General features: G+C 66.4%; 17 protein-coding genes. All 17 read left to right on the forward strand.

Features of this window, described 5'->3' with window-relative positions:
- The first annotated feature begins 26 nt into the window (after nucleotides 1–26).
- The 17 genes from BLS74_RS28160 (at nucleotide 27) to BLS74_RS28245 (ending at nucleotide 16,781) form a co-directional block, all read left to right on the forward strand.
- Nucleotides 27–914, forward strand: coding sequence for an amidohydrolase family protein (locus BLS74_RS28160; protein WP_093110440.1), 888 nt, complete (start codon nucleotides 27–29; stop codon nucleotides 912–914).
- Nucleotides 915–932: 18 nt separating this feature from the next.
- On the forward strand, nucleotides 933–1,919 hold the full coding sequence (locus BLS74_RS28165) for a Bug family tripartite tricarboxylate transporter substrate binding protein (protein ID WP_093110441.1): 987 nt from the start codon (nucleotides 933–935) through the stop codon (nucleotides 1,917–1,919).
- Between the two features lie 38 nt (nucleotides 1,920–1,957).
- Entirely contained in the window at nucleotides 1,958–2,647 is a 690-nt protein-coding gene (locus BLS74_RS28170; RefSeq protein ID WP_093110442.1) for an RraA family protein, read from the forward strand.
- Nucleotides 2,644–3,570 (forward strand): NAD(P)-dependent oxidoreductase, encoded by a 927-nt coding sequence (locus tag BLS74_RS28175; RefSeq protein ID WP_093110443.1) that lies wholly within the window; start codon nucleotides 2,644–2,646, stop codon nucleotides 3,568–3,570. The genes BLS74_RS28170 and BLS74_RS28175 overlap by 4 nt, the downstream gene beginning before the upstream one ends.
- Nucleotides 3,571–3,634: 64 nt before the next feature.
- Nucleotides 3,635–4,582 carry a Bug family tripartite tricarboxylate transporter substrate binding protein gene (locus BLS74_RS28180; protein ID WP_244504055.1) on the forward strand — a complete coding sequence of 316 codons (948 nt, stop codon included), beginning with the start codon at nucleotides 3,635–3,637 and terminating at the stop codon, nucleotides 4,580–4,582.
- A 50-nt stretch (nucleotides 4,583–4,632) separates the two neighbouring features.
- Nucleotides 4,633–5,589 (forward strand): Bug family tripartite tricarboxylate transporter substrate binding protein, encoded by a 957-nt coding sequence (locus BLS74_RS28185; protein ID WP_093110445.1) that lies wholly within the window; start codon nucleotides 4,633–4,635, stop codon nucleotides 5,587–5,589.
- Between the two features lie 7 nt (nucleotides 5,590–5,596).
- Nucleotides 5,597–6,484: an amidohydrolase family protein gene (locus BLS74_RS28190; protein WP_093110446.1), complete on the forward strand. Its 888-nt coding sequence runs from the start codon at nucleotides 5,597–5,599 to the stop codon at nucleotides 6,482–6,484.
- 63 nt (nucleotides 6,485–6,547) lie between these two features.
- On the forward strand, nucleotides 6,548–7,483 hold the full coding sequence (locus BLS74_RS28195; protein WP_093110447.1) for an SMP-30/gluconolactonase/LRE family protein: 936 nt from the start codon (nucleotides 6,548–6,550) through the stop codon (nucleotides 7,481–7,483).
- Nucleotides 7,484–8,195: 712 nt separating this feature from the next.
- On the forward strand, nucleotides 8,196–9,110 hold the full coding sequence (locus tag BLS74_RS28205) for a LysR family transcriptional regulator (RefSeq protein WP_093110534.1): 915 nt from the start codon (nucleotides 8,196–8,198) through the stop codon (nucleotides 9,108–9,110).
- Nucleotides 9,111–9,272: 162 nt separating this feature from the next.
- Nucleotides 9,273–10,646 carry an SLC13 family permease gene (locus tag BLS74_RS28210; RefSeq protein ID WP_093110449.1) on the forward strand — a complete coding sequence of 458 codons (1,374 nt, stop codon included), beginning with the start codon at nucleotides 9,273–9,275 and terminating at the stop codon, nucleotides 10,644–10,646.
- Nucleotides 10,647–10,694: 48 nt separating this feature from the next.
- Nucleotides 10,695–12,377 carry a malonate decarboxylase subunit alpha gene (gene mdcA, locus BLS74_RS28215; RefSeq protein WP_093110450.1) on the forward strand — a complete coding sequence of 561 codons (1,683 nt, stop codon included), beginning with the start codon at nucleotides 10,695–10,697 and terminating at the stop codon, nucleotides 12,375–12,377.
- 14 nt (nucleotides 12,378–12,391) lie between these two features.
- The gene (gene mdcC / locus BLS74_RS28220; protein ID WP_093110451.1) at nucleotides 12,392–12,724 is read left to right on the forward strand and encodes a malonate decarboxylase acyl carrier protein; all 333 of its coding nucleotides are present in this window, start codon (nucleotides 12,392–12,394) and stop codon (nucleotides 12,722–12,724) included.
- Nucleotides 12,721–13,599, forward strand: coding sequence for a biotin-independent malonate decarboxylase subunit beta (locus BLS74_RS28225; RefSeq protein ID WP_093110452.1), 879 nt, complete (start codon nucleotides 12,721–12,723; stop codon nucleotides 13,597–13,599). Before mdcC ends, BLS74_RS28225 begins: the two co-directional genes overlap by 4 nt.
- Nucleotides 13,600–13,613: 14 nt before the next feature.
- Entirely contained in the window at nucleotides 13,614–14,315 is a 702-nt protein-coding gene (gene mdcE, locus BLS74_RS28230) for a biotin-independent malonate decarboxylase subunit gamma (protein ID WP_093110453.1), read from the forward strand.
- Nucleotides 14,316–14,329: 14 nt separating this feature from the next.
- Nucleotides 14,330–15,013, forward strand: coding sequence for a malonate decarboxylase holo-[acyl-carrier-protein] synthase (gene mdcG, locus BLS74_RS28235; protein ID WP_093110454.1), 684 nt, complete (start codon nucleotides 14,330–14,332; stop codon nucleotides 15,011–15,013).
- A complete protein-coding gene (gene mdcB / locus BLS74_RS28240) occupies nucleotides 15,010–15,873 on the forward strand; it encodes a triphosphoribosyl-dephospho-CoA synthase MdcB (RefSeq protein ID WP_093110455.1) in 864 nt (287 codons plus the stop codon). Before mdcG ends, mdcB begins: the two co-directional genes overlap by 4 nt.
- On the forward strand, nucleotides 15,870–16,781 hold the full coding sequence (locus BLS74_RS28245) for an acyltransferase domain-containing protein (protein ID WP_093110536.1): 912 nt from the start codon (nucleotides 15,870–15,872) through the stop codon (nucleotides 16,779–16,781). The genes mdcB and BLS74_RS28245 overlap by 4 nt, the downstream gene beginning before the upstream one ends.
- The last annotated feature ends 52 nt before the right edge of the window (nucleotides 16,782–16,833 follow it).

Below are 16,833 nucleotides of genomic sequence, written 5' to 3' on the forward strand. Positions count from 1 at the left end.
CGCATTCAGCAGCAGACGAGCGCGCGATGCAGACGTTGGACAAGGAGAAGGCGGTCGCGCCTTTCTCTTCGGGGCAGGGCCGCACGAACGTCGAGGTGCCGGCGGGCGCCTGCGATTGCCATGTGCATGTGTACGACGCCCGCTTTGCGCCCGTGCCGGACGCGCGCCTCCTGCCGCCTGATGCGAGCGTCGACGATTACCGGCAACTGCAGCAGCGCACCGGGACCGACCGCGTGGTGTTCGTCACGCCATCGACCTACGGCACCGACAACCGGCCGATGTGCGAGGCGATTGTTGCCTACGGCCAGGGCGCGCGGGGAATCGCCGTTGTCGACGAGCAGATATGCGATGCCGAACTTGAAGCGTTGCATGCCAAAGGCGTACGTGGCATCCGCCTCAATCTCTCGCTGGGTGTCACGAACTCAGCGCAGCAGATCGACGTGTTGGCCGCGCGTGTCGCGCCCTACGGATGGCATCTGCAATTGCTGGCAGCTCCGGACACGCTCGCTGCCCTCGAGGCCCGCCTTCTGCAACTCCCGGTTCCTGTGGTCTTCGATCACATGGGCCGCATCGCACCATCGCTGGCGCAACGACATGCAGCCCACCGATTGATTCTTCGCCTGATCGACTCAGGTCGCGCCTGGGTCAAGTTGTCGGGCGGCTACATCGTGAGCGAGGAAGGCCCGCCGGCCTACACCGACATCGCACTGCTGGCGCGGGGCTACCTGCTGGCCGCACCCGAACGCGTGGTGTGGGGAAGTGACTGGCCCCATGCGTCTGCCACTGCGGGTCACCAGCCCCTGCCCGACGACGCGCAGCAAATGGACCTGCTCGCGCAATGGGCTGGCGATTCGACCGCCCTGCGGCGCGTGCTGGTCGACAACCCGGCCGCGCTCTACGACTACCAAACCTGATTCTTGACAAGGACAGCCATGACCAAGCTTGACCGGCGCACCGCCCTGACGATAGCCATTTCACTTCTTGGGCTTGCTGCCATGCCCTCCACGGCGCAGGTCACCTGGCCGATCGGGAAACCCATCACCTGGGTCGTGCCCTACCCCCCGGGTGGCACCACCGACATTCTGGGCCGCGCCATTGCACTGCGGTTGGGCAACTCGCTCGGCGCCACGGTGATCGTCGACAACAAGGCTGGTGCCACCGGCACGATCGGCTCAGCGTCCGTCGCCAAGGCGGCACCAGACGGCTACACCTTGCTAGGCACATCGATTGGCCCTCAGGCCATCGTGCCGAGCCTCATGCCGAAGATGCAGTACGACCCGGTCAAAGCATTCGAGCCAGTTGTTCTGATCGGCACGATCCCCCATGTCCTCATCGTCGGCGCGGCCCAGCCCTTTCGCACGGTGGCCGAACTCGCCGCGGAGGCGAAGGCCCATCCGGAAGCGGTTTCGTTCGCCTCCGGTGGCAAAGGCACGATCCTCCAGATGCAGGGCGAACTGCTGCGCTTGCAAACCGGCACCCGAATGACTCATGTGCCCTACAAGGGCGATACCCCGGCCATCCAGGACGTGCTGGCCGGCCATGCGACCTTTATGTTTGCGCCGGTGGCTGCGGCGCTGCCGCACATCCTGAGCGGCCGGCTGCACGCGCTGGCCGTGACCTCTGCGGTCCGGCTGAAATCCATGCCCGAGGTGCCCACGATGGGTCAGGCCGGCTTCAAGGATTTCGTGGTGGAGCAGTGGCAGGCAGCCTACGCGCCGGCCGGCACGCCTTCGGCCGTGGTGCAGCGGCTGAACCAGGAGATCGTGCGCATCCTCAAGGACGCCGAGGTCGTCGCCATGGCGGACAAGCTCGGCGTCACGCTGGTGGGCAGCACGCCGCAGCAACTGGCAGAAACCCAGAAAGCAGACCTTGCCAAGTGGGCCAAGGTCATCAAGGACGCCGACGTCAGGGCCGACTGACCCACTTCCATTCCTCCTCTTACATCCGAAAGAATCCCATGCCTTCCAATCTTCCCGACATCATTCGCGACTTCGAACGCGTGCCAGCGCACATCGTGGCGCAGGCCGCTGAATTGCAGCCGGCCATCCTGGCCGATGTGGCCGGCCGTCGCGGCGCCGTGGATGGCCGCATCAAGGCGCTGCGTCCGCGCATGAAGCTCGCCGGCACCGCCTTGACCGTCGAAGTGCGGCCGGGTGACAACCTGATGATTCACGCCGCCATTGCAATGGCCAAGCCAGGCGACGTTCTCGTCATCGACGGCAAGGGTGACCAGACCTCGGCGCTGATGGGCACCATCATGATGACGGCCTGCAAGCAACTGGGCATCGCCGGCGTGGTGATGGATGGCGCCTGTCGCGACAGCATCGAGATCGACGAAATGGACTACCCGGTGTTCAGCGTCGGCACCAACCCGAACGGTCCTACCAAGAACATCGGCGGCCGCATTGGCCATCCGATTTCCGTCGGCGGTGTGACCGTGCACGCCGGCGACTTCGTGATCGCCGATGGCGATGGCGTCGTGGTGGTCGAGCGCGAGAAGATCGAAGGGCTGTTGCCGCTCGCGGCCAAAAAGGTGAAGGATGAAGCCGCACGCATCTCCGCCATCAAAACTGGCGATACCGCTGCGAAATGGCTGAACGCTGCTCTCCGAACAGCCGGTGTGCTCAAGGAAGGGGAGGCGCTGTGAGCACGATCCTCGTCACGGGTGCTGACCTCGCGCCGCAGGCGCTCGCGCTGCTAGTGGGTCACGATGTCATCTATGCCGGCAAGACGCCGACCGAAGATGACCTGGTGGCACTTTGCCGTGCGCATGATCCGGTGGCCATCATCGTGCGCTACGGCAAGGTCGGCAGCGTCGTGATGGACGCAGCGCCGTCGCTGCGCGTGATCTCCAAGCACGGCAGCGGCACCGATACCATCGACAAGGTGGCGGCGCAGGCCCGCGGCATCGACGTGGTCGCGGCAGCCGGTGCCAATGCCGCGGCAGTGGCCGAGCAGGCACTGGCCCTCTTGCTGGCGTGCGCCAAGTCGGTGGTGGCCCTGGATGCACGCATGCACGCCGGTCATTGGGACAAAGCCACGCACAAGAGCCTCGAGCTCGGTGGCCGCACCATCGGTCTGGTCGGCTTGGGCGCGATCGGACTGCGCTTTGCGCGCATGGCCCATGCCCTCGGAATGCGCGTGATCGGGTTCGATCCATTTGCGAAAGACTTGCCAGCGTACGTGGAATGCGTCGACTTGCCGACGATCTGGCGCGAGTCCGATGCGATCTCACTGCACTGCCCTCTGACAGAAGACAACCGCGGCCTGCTCAATGCCACCACGCTGGCTCAGTGCAAGCGCGGCGTCCTCCTGGTCAACACGGCGCGCGGCGGGTTGATCGACGAGGCCGCGCTGCTGAGCGCAGTACGTTCCGGTCAGGTTGCAATGGCCGGTCTCGACAGCTTCGCAGTAGAGCCGATGACTGCCGGCCATCCGTTCCAGGGTGAAAAGAACTTCGTACTGAGTCCCCACATTGGTGGCGTGACCAGCGATGCCTACGTGAACATGGGCGTCGGCGCCGCCAAGAATGTGTTGCAAGTGCTGACACGCCAGCCAGCCACGACCTGATGGCCCAGTGATGCAGAACAAGAAGGAGACATCCGTGAAACGATACTTCGCCATCGCATGGCTGATGGGAACGACTGGTCTGTTCGTCACGCTGTCCGCCCAGGCGCAGTCGACCTGGCCAGCCAAGCCAGTGCACGTCCTCGTCGGTTTCTCGGCGGGTGGGCCGACCGATGTCGTCGCGCGTGCATTCGCCGACTATGCCTCTCGCACGCTGGGCCAGCCTTTCGTGGTGGACAACAAGGCCGGCGCCAATACCATCCTGGCGGCCGAGGCGGTGGCGTCTGCGCCAGCGGACGGCTACACGCTCCTGCTCGGTGCAACCAACCACACGATGATTCCCGCGCTTTACAGCCAGCGGGTGAAGTTCGACGCTGTGCGCTCTTTTGCGCCGGTGTGCTCGCTGGCCGTCAGCCCGACGGTGCTGGTCGTCGGCCCATCGATGCCGGTCAAGACGCTTGGAGACTTCCTGAAGGAGGTCAAGGCCGCCCCCGGCAAGCGCACCTACGGCACGCCGGGCAGCGGCAGTTCCGGCCATTTTGCAAGTGAGCAGTTCACGCGGCTGACCGGAACCTCGATGAATCACATCCCCTACAAGGGCGCGGCCCAAGCCACGACCGACATGATCGGCGGGCAGGTGGACAGCTCTTTTGCCACGTTGGGGTCGGTGCTGCCTCAGGTGCAGGCAGGCAAGCTGAACGCGCTGGCCGTCGCCGCGCCCAAACGTTCGGCGCTGCTGCCGAACGTGCCGACTTTCGAGGAGGCCGGCGTGAAAAGGTATTCCGCCGATGCGTGGTATGGCCTGCTCGCGCCCGCGAACACGCCGGAAGCGACCTTGGCGGTGCTGCGTCGGGTTGCGACCGAGTTCGCCCAGTCACCTGCCACGGCAGAGAAGTTCAGGCTCCTGGGTATGGAAGCGCAGAGTACCTGCGCTGAAGCCTTCGGCGCGCAACTGACGCGCGAGGTGAAGGCTTACGGTGAGCTGGCCCGTGCGCTTGACCTCAAACCTGAATGAGCGCTCGCCGTTCGCCAGATTCCCGTCCGACATTCTTCGAGAACCAACCCATGAAAACCTTGATCCGTCGCGTGCTCGCTGCATGCCTCTTTGTCGCCGCTTCCGCACAGGCGGCGTTTCCGGACCGACCAATCACGCTAGTCGTGCCCTACGCACCCGGAGGCTCGGCTGATGCGCTGGCGCGCGTGCTCGCGGTGCGCATGGGCGCGAAGCTCGGCACCAGCGTGATTGTTGACAACCGCCCCGGGGCGAGTGGCACCATCGGCGCAAGCTATGCCGCCAAAGCGCCGGCCGATGGCTACACCATGCTCTACGACGCCACGCCCTATTCGATCAATCCGCACCTGTTTCCGCGCATGCCCTTCGCGAGCAACGCCCTGCAGCCGCTGTCGCTCGTCTCGCTGGCGCCGAACATCATCATCGTCAAGGCCGAGTCGCCGATCAAGGATGTGAAGGACCTGGTGGCCAAGGCCAAGGCGACACCCGGCAAGCTGAACTACGCCTCCGGCGGTAGCGGCACGGTGCAACGTCTGGCGGCAGAACTGCTGCGCCAGAAGCTCGATCTCGACATGGTGCATGTTGGCTACAAGAGCGGGGGTCCTGCCATCGTCGACGTGACCGGCGGTCAGGTCGACTTCATGTTCAGTACCATCGCGGCGTCATACCCGCTGGTCTCATCGGGCAAGCTGCGCGCGCTGGCCGTGTCGTCGCCCGAGCGTTCGAAGCGCCTGCCCGACGTGCCAACGGTGGCCGAATCGCTGGTGCCTGGCTATGAGGCATTCGAGTGGAATGGTTTGCTGCTGCCGGCCGGCACGCCAGAGCCCGTCGCTGCGAAGTTGCACAAGGCCCTGGTCGACGTGCTGAAGGAAGACGAGGTGAAGCAGCGTTTCACCGACGTCGGCGTGCAAGCCGTCGGGTCCACGCCAGCCGAGTTCGCCACTTTCCTGAAGAAGGAAGACGCGAAGTGGGCCGAAGTGATCCGCAAGGGCAACATCAAGCTCGACTGAATTGCCGATGGCTGCCCTCCCGCCCACGCGTCCCGTCCCGCATTCGGTTGGTCTTGAACGACCGTCGCGCGCGCTGCCCGCCGGTGCGTGCGACAGCCACATGCATATCTTCGATCCGCGGTTCACGCCGTCGCCGCACTGGAAGCGCCAGCCGCCCTGCGCAGAGGTGGCCGCCTACCGCCAGCTCCAGCAACGGCTCGGGACGTCGCGAACGGTGGTCGTCAACCCGTCGACCTACGGCACCGACAACGCCTGCATGCTCGACGCACTTGAGCAGCTTGGTGATGAAGCGCGTGGTGTTGCGGTGGTAGGCGTCGACGTGGATGACGCCGAACTCGAGCGACTCAACGCGCAACGCGTATGTGGACTGCGCGTGAACTTCGTGACGCCGCAATCCTGGGGCATCACCACGACGGAAATGCTGCGGACGCTTGCGCGCAGGGTCGCCCACCTTGGCTGGCACATCCAGGTCTTCGTGCACCCCGAACAACTGGTTGAACTCGCGCCGGTGCTCGAGGCGTTGCCAACCCCACTCGTGGTTGACCACATGGCCCGCATCGATCCCGCCGAAGGTCTGGACAGCGTCGCCTTCACCACGTTGCGTCGGCTGCTCGACCGGGGCAACACATGGGTGAAGCTGTCCGGTGTCTACATGCGCTCGCGCGAAGGCGCTCCCGCATACCGCGACGCCCAAGCGCTCGGGTGTGCATTGGTGCAGGCCGCACCGCAGCGCATGGTGTGGGGCAGCGACTGGCCGCATACCACCGAGGCATCAGGCTCCGTTGACGACGCAGACCTGGTCAATGTGCTGCGCGGCTGGTGTGGCGACGACGGGGTGATGGACCGTATCCTCATCGACAACCCGGCACGACTCTACGGCTTCGGCGGCGCCTGACCACACGCGTTCAAGCCTGCCTTCACAACTGCGGCGGCATCGAAGCCGCGACGGAGATCCACGGTGTTCTTTCTGCAAGCCCCCCAAGTTCACGAGCTCGAGGTGTTCTCGCGAATGCCCGAAATCTTCCGGCGGCGCAAGACAAGCGCGTGGGCCGACGCCAACCGTGGCGGCCAGGTCACGGACTCGTTTCTCGAAGGACCGGTTTTCGATGACGCCGGAAACCTTTACGTAGCCGATATTCCCTTTGGGCGCATCTTCCGCATCGACCCCGCTGGTGCATGGACGCAGGTGACCGAGTACGACGGCGAGCCCAACGGGATGAAGTTTCTGGATGCGCACACCCTGCTCGTCACCGACTACAAGAACGGTCTTATGCGCATCGACGTGCGGGATGGCGCCGTCACACCGTATCTGCAGCGGCGCAATAGCGAAGCCTTCAAGGGCGTCAACGACTTGGTGCTCGACGAACAGGGGAACATCTACTTCACTGACCAGGGCCAGACCGGGTTGCACGACCCGACCGGGCGTCTTTACCGGTTGCGACCGGACGGCCAACTCGACCTGTTGCTGGCCAACGTGCCCAGCCCGAACGGCGTGGCACTGTCACCGGATGGCAAGTTGCTCTACCTCGCCGTAACACGCGGCAACTGTGTGTGGCGCGTGCCGCTTCTGACCGACGGGAGTGTGGCGAAGGTAAGTCAGTTCTTCACGTCGTACGGTCCGAGCGGCCCGGACGGCCTCGCCGTGGACGCACAGGGGCGCCTGCTGGTTGCGAACCCTGGGCTTGGCTATGTCTGGGTGCTCAATGCGCGTGGCGAACCCGTGATCGTGTTTCGCGGCCCGACAGGCGCTTCGACGACGAATCTGGCCTTTGGCGGCAGTGGAAGGTCGACTCTTTTCATCACCGATTCGACGCATGCTCAGGTGCTTATGGCCGCGTTCGATTCCGCAGGGCTTGTATTGCATCGCGGTCGCAACACCGATGGCTTTGCTTGACTCCTGGGCGATTTGATCAAGGCGCAGAGCCTGAGACGCGTTAGCCTCGCCCTGGCGCAGCACATCTTCAGGAGATAAGTTCTCCACCGTGCCGGTGGACAAGGCTGTGGAAAACGACGTGCACATCGCGGCAGACTGTTGTCACGCGGGCGTCACCCTGCTCTGCCCGCAAAAGCGGCATCGCGCCCGCTGAAATTGAGACAGCCGCCGGCATCGAGGATGCCGCCCAATCTGGGCGGGTGCCGAAGCGACCTCTACCAGCGCCGGCCGACTGTCAGTCTGAAGCATGACGCATTCGTATGACGCCGGGATTAAGTGACGGTTCCAATGCGCAACGGCAGCGCACTGCGGTGCTCGATCAGCGGCAAGGCTGCAATGAAGCGGCTGGTGCTGCTCGCCGAGATCGTGCCGGCCGCACAGTCCCTGACGCTCGGCTTGGTCCAAGAGGTCGTGGACGACGCCGGCCTGGGCGCGCGGGTGGCAGCGATCTGCGCGCAGGTGTCGCAGTGGTCGCCGACCTCCGTAGCGGTCACCAAGCGTGGTGGAAGGAGATGGGCGACGAGCTGTTCGCCAGGGCCGCCACTGCCGGCGCCTACCTGGGCGCCAGGAAGTTCACCAAGCGTAAGCCAGCAGCCGTACCCTGATGGCGCACGCGGACGGCGTGCAGCCATCCTGGCTGCGGCTACGATTCGATTTTGATCCACAGGCTGCCATGCTTCCCCGCATTGACGAAGAAGTCACATTCCGCAAGCTGGAGATTCTTCTGGCCTTCATGGAGGCCGGCAATCTCGCCCGCGCGGCCGAAAAGCTCGAGATCAGCGCCGTCAGCGTGCACCGCGCCTTGCATTCGCTGGAAACTGGGCTGCGCTGCGCGCTGTTCCGGCACGAAGGCCGCAACCTGCACCCGACTGAAGCCGCTCATGCGCTGGCGGAGGTGGCACGCGAGGTGCTTCGCATGATGTCCGCGGGCATCCGCGCTACGCGAGAAGTCGCTGGCTACTCGGCCGATCGGATCCGCATCGGCTCTCTCTATTCTCTGACGAGTCGCACGGTGCCGCAGCTGATCATGGGAATGAAACTGCGCAAGCCGGAACTGCACACCGAGCTCGTCCTCGGGTCCAATGCCGACCTGCTGCAGAAGCTTCGGGAAGGCGCGATCGATGCCGCACTCATGGCGATCCCCGAAGATGCTTCTGACGTCGAATCGGAGCCGCTGTTCCAGGATGACATCCAGTTCGCCGCACCAGTGGACTCTCCTTATTCAGCGCAGAAGGAGATCGACCTGAGCGCCTGCGCCGGCGAGCGCTTCGTGAGCCTGAGCGAAGGCTTCGTCACCTACAGCGGTTTTATGGAGTCGTTTCGTGTTGCCGGCTTCACACCGAACGTGGTGATGAAGACGGGCGACATCTTCTCCCTGATGAACCTGGTAAGCGGGGGCGTCGGCTACACGCTGTTGCCGGGCCGTGTGCGCGGCGCCATGCCTCAGAAGGTGCAGTTGATCCCGTTGCAGACCAAGTACCTGATGCGCCAGACCATCGCGCTCAACTTTCTGCGCACGCGCGAACGCGATCCCAACCTGCTCGCGTTGCTGTCAGTGTGCCGCCTGGCGAAAGCGGAACTCGGCTGAACGGGAGCCATCGACTGGGGGCTCGGGTTAACCCTCGATCGTTTCAATTCGCGTAAGGATCGACGCGACAGCTTCATTGATCGTCCTGGAGGGGGTGCGTACCTTACGCACCCAGATGCACAGCCCGATGCGTCGAACCCCAAAACCTCCGGAGACGCGTTGATGAGTTCTCATTGGATTTCGATTTACGCACTGGTGGGCATGTTCGTGCTCGCCACGGTGCTGCCGGTCAACATGGGCGTGATCGCCTTCGTCGGCGCGTTCCTGGTCGGCACGCTGGTAGCCGGCATGAACGCCAAGGCGATCATGGGCGGCTTCCCCGCCGACCTGTTTCTCACCCTGGTCGGCATCACCTACCTGTTCGCGCTGGCGCAGAACAACGGCACCATCGACTGGCTGGTCAAGCTGGCGGTGCGCGCGGTGCGCGGGCGCATCGCCGCCATTCCTTGGATCATGTTCTTCATCGCCGCGCTGCTCACGGCAGTGGGTGCGGTCAGCCCCGCGGCGGTGGCCATCATCGCGCCGATCGCGCTCGGCTTCGCCGCCAAGTACGGCATCAATCCCCTCCTCATGGGGCTGATGGTCGTGCACGGCGCGCAGGGCGGCGGCTTCTCGCCGATCAGCATCTACGGCGGCATTACCAACAAGATCGTCGCCAAGGCCGGCCTGCCGCTCAACGAGATCGCGACGATGCTGGCGAGCCTCGGCGTCAACCTGTCCGTGTCGCTGCTGCTGTTCTTCCTCATGGGCGGCATGAAACTGCTGCGCCAGAAGGCCGACGTGACCGGCGCAGTGCCAGCAACGCGCCGCACGGCGCATGCACAGGGCGGAGCGCAAGTGTTCGGCGGCGCGGAGGCCGAATCGTTCGCGGAAGAGCGGCGCGTCGCGACTGCGGCTGGCGAGTCGCTCATGGACGCGGCGCCGGCGGTCCCGGCCGACCAGGGTTCGCGCCTCTACCAGATCGTCACCGTGCTGGGTCTGCTGGCGCTGGCCGTGCTGACGCTGTTCTTCAAGCAGGACATCGGCTTCGTCTCGATCACCATCGGCCTCTTGCTGACGCTGATGGCGCCCAATCTGCAGAAGCGCGCCCTGGGTCAGGTGTCGTGGCCGGAGATCATGCTGATCGTGGGTGTCAGCACCTACGTGGGCGTGATGGAAAAGATGGGCACCATCGATTTCGTGGGCCACAGCGTGGCGGGTCTCACCTCCCCCATGGTGGCCGCGTTGCTGTTGTGCTTCGTCGGCGCCGTGGTCTCGGCCTTCGCCTCGTCGACCGCGGTGCTCGGCTCGCTGATCCCGCTGGCGGTGCCGTTCCTGCAGGGCGACGCTGGCGTCAGCGCAGTCGGCTTCATCGCGGCGATGGCCGTGTCCTCCACCATCGTCGACGTCAGTCCGTTCTCCACCAATGGCGCGCTGGTGCTCGCCAATGCCAAGGGCGTGGACCGCGACGTATTCTTCCGGCAGCTGATGGTGTACGGCGCCATCGTGACCCTGGTGGCCCCCGTGGTGGTATGGCTGCTCTTCGTGGTGCTGTGAGGCGGCGCTCTCATTCGGCCGACATCCATTCAATCCCATCGGACTCCCATGAACTCCAGATCCTGGACCTCCAAGGCCAACGACCGCGCCGCCCGGCTGGCGCGCGCGGCCGCTGCACTTGGCACGCGGCTCGCCGGCAAGCGCGTCGATACCGAAGCGATCGCCACCTTGCTCGAAGCGGTGCTCTCGCCCGGCGACCGCGTCTGCCTCGAGGGCAACAACCAGAAGCAGGCCGACTTCCTGGCGCAGGCGCTGGTGCAGGTCGATCCGCTGCGGGTCCATGGCCTGCACATGGTGCAGTCGGTGCTGGCGCTGCCCGAGCATCTGGACATCTTCGAGAACGGCGTGGCCGCCCGGCTGGACTTCAGCTTCTCGGGGCCGCAGGGTGCACGCCTGGCCAAGCTGGTGTCGGCCGGCCGGATCGAGATCGGCGCGATCCACACCTATCTCGAGCTCTTCGCGCGCTATTTCGTCGACCTGACGCCCAAGGTCGCGCTGGTCGCGGCGCAAGCGGCGGACGCCGAAGGCAATCTCTACACCGGCCCCAACACCGAGGACACGCCGGCCATCGTCGAGGCCACGGCGTTCTCGGGCGGCATCGTGATCGCCCAGGTCAACGAATGGGTCGACGGCAAGACCACGACGCTGCCGCGGATCGACATCCCGGCCGACTGGGTGAGCTTCGTCGTGAAGGCGCCTCGCCCCAATTTCATCGAGCCGCTGTTCACGCGCGACCCCGCGCAGATCAGCGAAGTCCAGATCCTGATGGCGATGATGGCGATCAAGGGCATCTATGCCGAGTACGGCGTGCAGCGTCTGAACCACGGCATCGGCTTCGACACCGCCGCCATCGAGCTGCTGCTGCCGACCTATGCCGAATCTCTCGGCCTCAAGGGCAAGATCGGCAAGCACTGGGCGTTGAATCCGCATCCGGCACTGATCCCGGCGATCGAGGCGGGCTGGGTCGAATCGGTGCATTCCTTCGGCTCCGAGCTGGGCATGGAGGACTACATTCGCGCGCGCTCCGACGTGTTCTTCACCGGGCCCGACGGCAGCCTGCGCAGCAACCGCGCGTTCTGCCAGGCGGCCGGGCACTACGCCTGCGACATGTTCATCGGCTCGACCCTGCAGATCGACCTCGACGGCAACAGCTCCACCGCCACGCTGGGTCGCATCGCCGGCTTCGGCGGTGCGCCCAACATGGGCGCCGATGCGCGCGGCCGGCGCCATGCCAGCCCCGCCTGGCTCAAGGCCGGGCGCGAGGCGCGTGCCGGGCGCAGCGGCGCGGCCGGCACGCCGCGCGGGCAGAAGCTGGTGGTGCAGATGGTCGAGACCTTCCGCGAGCACATGCAGCCGGCCTTCGTCGAAAAGCTCGACGCCTGGACACTGCAGGAGCAGGCCGGCATGGCGCTGCCGCCGATCATGATCTACGGCGACGACGTCTCGCACATCCTCACCGAGGAAGGCATCGCCAACCTGCTGCTGTGCCGCAGCGACGCGGAGCGCGAGCAGGCGATCCGCGGCGTGGCCGGCTACACCGCGGTGGGCCTGGCGCGCGACAGGCGCGCGGTGGAGAACCTGCGCGACCGCGGCGTGATCCGCCGGCCGCAGGACTTGGGGCTAGACCCCCGCCAGGCCACGCGCAACCTGCTGGCCGCACGCAGCATGCGCGACCTGGTGCGCGCCTCGGGCGGGCTGTACCAGCCGCCCAAGCGCTTCAGAAACTGGTAACAGGAGATTCGACAATGAGCGACGTTCCCGCAGGGCTCGAAACCCTGGACTTCTTCTTCTCCGGCGGCCGGCCGGCCGGCGCTTTCCCGACGGTGCTGGTCGGCGTCGTCGGCTCCGGCAACCTCGAGGTGATGCTCGAGCCCGCCGACGGCAATGACTGCGCGGTGCGTGTCGAAACCTCCGCGCGCGGCTTCGGGCCGATCTGGCAGGCCGTGATGAACGACTTCCACGCGCGCCATCCGCTGGCAGGCGTGCGCGTCTCGATCAACGACATGGGCGCCACGCCCGCGGTGGTGAGCCTGCGGCTCGACCAGGCCGTAGCCGAGATCACCGGAGGCAAGCCATGATCAGCTATGCCGAATGCTCGGCGCGCGAGCGGCTGGCGCTGCTGCTCGACCCCGGCAGTTTTCACGAGTGGCTGCCACCGAGCGAACGGGTCACCAGCCCGCACCTGGCGCAGCTCGGCGTGCCATCGGCCTTCGACGACGGCGTGGCGATCGGCCGCGCGACGCTCGACGGCCACGAGGTCTTCGTGGCCGCGCAGGAAGGCGCGTTCATGGGCGGCGGCGTCGGCGAGGTCCACGGCGCCAAACTGGTCGGACTGCTGCAGCGCGCCCTGCGCGACCGGCCGGCGGCGGTGCTGTTGCTGGCCGAATCAGGCGGCGTGCGATTGCACGAGGCCAATGCCGGATTGATCGCAGTGTCGGAAGTGATGCGCGCACTGCTTGACGTGCGTGCCGCCGGAATCCCGGTGATCGTGCTGATCGGTGGCGCCAACGGCTGCTTCGGCGGCATGGGCATCGTGGCGCGCTGTGCCGACCACATCGTGATGAGCGATGCGGGGCGCCTGGCGATGTCGGGGCCCGAGGTGATCGAGGCATCCCACGGCGTGGAGGAATTCGATTCGCGCGACCGTGCGCTGGTCTGGCGCACGACCGGCGGCAAGCACCGCTGGCTGACCGGCGACTGCGACGCGCTGGTCGAAGATGACGTCGCGGAATTCCGCGCGGCGGCTGTCGCGGCGATCGATGCGTCCAGGCCATTGACCCTGGCGGCGCTGGAGCAGGAGCACGCGTTGCTCACGGCGCGCCTGCACGCACTGCCCTCTGACACGGTCGGCCGCGATGAAGCGACGCTGCTCTGGAGCGCACTCGGCATCGCCGACGCGCAGCGGGTCCCGCAGCTTCCGGTGGATGCCGTGCGCGCGCTGCGCGCTTACTAACCGAGGAGCATCACATGCAATGGAATTCCCTTGTCACCCAGCTCTTCGGCTCATACCACGGCATGCGCGCGGACGGCGACTTTCTACAGGGCGAGGTGATATTCGAAGGCGAACCGCTCACAGTGATCGGCACTACAAATCATGCGCCGATCGGGGTCCGTCTCGCGCTTGCGCAGGCCCGAGTGGTGCTCGACACCATCACGCAGCACGCAGGTCGGCCTATCCTGCTGCTGATCGACACCCAGGGTCAGCAACTGCGCCGACGCGATGAATTGCTCGGCATCAACCGTGCGATGGCGCACCTCGGCGCGAGCATCGACCTGGCGCGGCGCCGCGGCCACCGCGTGATCGGCCTGGTGTACGACCAAGCCCTCTCCGGCGGCTTCATCACCTCGGGGTTGATTGCCGACGCCTGCTATGCGCTGCCGGATGCCGAGATCCGGGTGATGCGTATTCCCGCCATGGCGCGCGTGACCAAGCTGCCAGAGGACAAGCTCACGGCGTTGTCGAAGTCCAACCCGGTGTTCGCACCGGGCGTGCGGAACTACGTGGCGATGGGGGGCGTGCGTGCGCTGTGGGAGGGAGACCTGCAGGCCGCGCTGCACGATGCGCTGGCCCATACGCCGACGCAAGATCGGCGCGCGCAGGACGGCGCCGAGCGCGGTGGACGCCAGCTTGCCGCCGCCGTCGTGCAGCGCGTGCTGGAGGCCGCCTGACCGTCGCAAGCGCCATGGTCTTCCTGCGCCGCCACCAACTCGCCCGGCTCTCGGAGGCTGGGTGGTCCGCCGTCCTCGCCCGGCCCTGGGACAGGCATGCGCGCGACTGCCTGACGCATTGGGCGACGCATCGACTGCCGCTGGTGGTGACACGTCAGTCAATCGACGCCGCCGCCAACGGATGGATCGCACTGGGTCTGCCGTCGCCTGAGCGTTGGGAAAAGCGTCGGCTGGCGCTGCAGGTGCCGCGCGCTGCGGTGCTTGGCCTTGACGAGTTCCCGCGCCTTGCCGAAATCCAAGGGCTGCTGCCGCCGTCGGCGCGACGCGCGGTGAGCGATCTTGGTGACGAGCTCGACGCGTGCCATGCGGCAGCGCGCGTCTTCGGAAGCTACGGCTGGCAAGCGATCAGCGGTCTCGATCACGTGCGGCCAGACTCCGATCTCGACATGTGTTTGGCGGTCGAAGGAGCGGCGCACGGGGATGCTGTGACGCGTGCGCTCCAGTCCTTCGGCACCACACGGCCCCGGCTGGACGGCGAGCTCGTGTTCGGCGACGGCGCGGCGGTGGCGTGGCGCGAATGGGCCGCGTGGCGCGCCGGACACGCGCGGGCGGTGTTGGTCAAGCGACTGGACGGCGTGACCCTGCAGCGCGACACCGCGTGGTGCGAACATGCCGCATCGGCGGAGTTGGCCGAATGAGAACCGCTGCGCTCTCATTGCAACCCGACCCGCCGCTCACGCCCGCGGCGATCGGGCGCGCGGCCACGCTTGCGCTGTATGACGAGCTGTCGCTGACACCCAAGCCAGGACTGGTGACACTGATCGACCGCGGCAGCCACGAGGACATGGACGCGCACACCTTCATGCGCAGCCTGTTCGCGCTGCGCCGCTACTTCGCCCAGATCGCCGAAGCCGGCTTCGGCGGCGTAGATTTCGTCGTGCTGGAACGGTACGGTATTGCGGCGGAAGCACGCATGCTCGCCGCCACCGGTGGCATCAACACGCATCGCGGCGCGATCTTCATGCTCGGCCTGCTGTGCGCCGCGGCGGGCGCCGCCCTGCGTGAGCACGGCGGCGCGTCGCATCCACTTCAACTGCGTGATGCGTTGCGCCGGGACTGGGGCGATGCCCTGGCCATGCGCAGCCGACGCCCGCCCACCCTGCCCGGGGGCATCGCCGCACGCCGTCACGGCCTGCGCAGCGCGTCCGAAGAGGCGGCGCTGGCGTTCCCGGTGCTGTTCGAGACGGCGCTACCCGCGCTGAGGGTCGCGCTGGCCCGCGGCCTGACGTCGCAACAGGCTCGGCTCGACACCTTGTTCCACATCATGGCCGTCCTGGACGACAGCAATCTCGCGCACCGCGGCGGCCTCGACGGCCTGCGCCACGCCCAGCGTGCTGCGCGCGGCTTTCTGGATCGAGGGGGCATTGCGCGGCCGGACGGCATTCAGGAGGCGAGAGCCATTGCAAAAGCCTTTGTCGCGAGGCGACTGTCGCCCGGTGGCGCGGCAGACACGCTCGCCGCGGCCTGCTGGATCACTCGCGTGTGTTCAAGCCGATGAGCTTTGCTCTGCTCTTTTCCGGCCAGGGAACCCAGCATCCTGCAATGCTGCCCTGGTTGGCGGACGACGAACGCGTGCGCGACACGTGCGCGCGCCTCGGCATCGACGACTGGCGGCGTGCCCTCGCGGATCCTTTCTGGGCAGAGCGCAACGACAACGCGCAGACGCTGCTGACGGGCCTCGCCTTGGCGGCCTGGGGTCAACTGGCGCCACTCATCATCCCGTCGCCAGCGGCAGTGGCCGGCTATAGCGTGGGCGAACTGGCGGCCTTCAGTGCGGCCGGTGTGATCGAGCCCGCCACAGCCGCGGCCCTGGCGCCGCTGCGGGCCGAGGCCATGGATCGATGCGCCGCCCGTGTGCCCGGCGGGCTCCTCGCCATCAGCGGCATTTCCGAGCCAGAGCTCGAGCGGCTGCGCGTCAAGGCCGGCGTTGAACTCGCCATCCGCAATGGCGGCCCGAACGTGATCCTCGGCGGCCCGCTGGTCGCGTTGGAAGACGCCGAACGCATGGCCGTGGCCGCTGGCGCGCAGTGCACGCGATTGCGGGTCAATGTGGCATCGCACACGTCCTGGATGCGCGAGGCGGCAGAGAGCTTCTCGCGCACGCTGGCGGATGTGCCGTTCCACGCGCCGCAAGTCGCGTTGTTCAGCAATGCGGCGGACCGCATCCGAGATGCAAGTTCGGGCCGGGCTGCGTTGGCCGCCCAGATCGCTCGAACGGTTCGCTGGGACGAATGCATGGAGAACGTCATGGCCCGGCAGGTGCGTTGCGTGCTGGAAATAGGTCCGGGCCAGGCGCTGGCGCGCATGTGGAATCAGCGCTGCCCCACCGTTCCGGCTCGCGCCTGCGACGACTTTCGCAGTCCCGCAGCGATTGCAGCGTGGCTGAGCAGCCACGCGGACCGATGAATCAACCCCGTCCATTGGACGTCTTAGCTCAAGGCTGCACAGGAGATCTACC

This window comes from Variovorax sp. CF079, assembly GCF_900101545.1.
Classification (GTDB): domain Bacteria; phylum Pseudomonadota; class Gammaproteobacteria; order Burkholderiales; family Burkholderiaceae_C; genus Variovorax.

Bases quoted from the DNA above. Each gene is read 5' to 3' on its own strand.
- BLS74_RS28225 (WP_093110452.1), top strand. From the start codon at position 12,721: ATGATCAGCTATGCCGAATGCTCGGCGCGCGAGCGGCTGGCGCTGCTG.
- BLS74_RS28210 (WP_093110449.1), top strand. From the start codon at position 9,273: ATGAGTTCTCATTGGATTTCGATTTACGCACTGGTGGGCATGTTCGTG.
- mdcC (WP_093110451.1), top strand. From the start codon at position 12,392: ATGAGCGACGTTCCCGCAGGGCTCGAAACCCTGGACTTCTTCTTCTCC.
- BLS74_RS28205 (WP_093110534.1), top strand. From the start codon at position 8,196: ATGCTTCCCCGCATTGACGAAGAAGTCACATTCCGCAAGCTGGAGATT.
- mdcA (WP_093110450.1), top strand. From the start codon at position 10,695: ATGAACTCCAGATCCTGGACCTCCAAGGCCAACGACCGCGCCGCCCGG.
- BLS74_RS28160 (WP_093110440.1), top strand. From the start codon at position 27: ATGCAGACGTTGGACAAGGAGAAGGCGGTCGCGCCTTTCTCTTCGGGG.
- BLS74_RS28185 (WP_093110445.1), top strand. From the start codon at position 4,633: ATGAAAACCTTGATCCGTCGCGTGCTCGCTGCATGCCTCTTTGTCGCC.
- BLS74_RS28165 (WP_093110441.1), top strand. From the start codon at position 933: ATGACCAAGCTTGACCGGCGCACCGCCCTGACGATAGCCATTTCACTT.
- mdcE (WP_093110453.1), top strand. From the start codon at position 13,614: ATGCAATGGAATTCCCTTGTCACCCAGCTCTTCGGCTCATACCACGGC.
- BLS74_RS28170 (WP_093110442.1), top strand. From the start codon at position 1,958: ATGCCTTCCAATCTTCCCGACATCATTCGCGACTTCGAACGCGTGCCA.
- BLS74_RS28190 (WP_093110446.1), top strand. From the start codon at position 5,597: ATGGCTGCCCTCCCGCCCACGCGTCCCGTCCCGCATTCGGTTGGTCTT.
- mdcG (WP_093110454.1), top strand. From the start codon at position 14,330: ATGGTCTTCCTGCGCCGCCACCAACTCGCCCGGCTCTCGGAGGCTGGG.
- BLS74_RS28180 (WP_244504055.1), top strand. From the start codon at position 3,635: ATGGGAACGACTGGTCTGTTCGTCACGCTGTCCGCCCAGGCGCAGTCG.
- mdcB (WP_093110455.1), top strand. From the start codon at position 15,010: ATGAGAACCGCTGCGCTCTCATTGCAACCCGACCCGCCGCTCACGCCC.
- BLS74_RS28245 (WP_093110536.1), top strand. From the start codon at position 15,870: ATGAGCTTTGCTCTGCTCTTTTCCGGCCAGGGAACCCAGCATCCTGCA.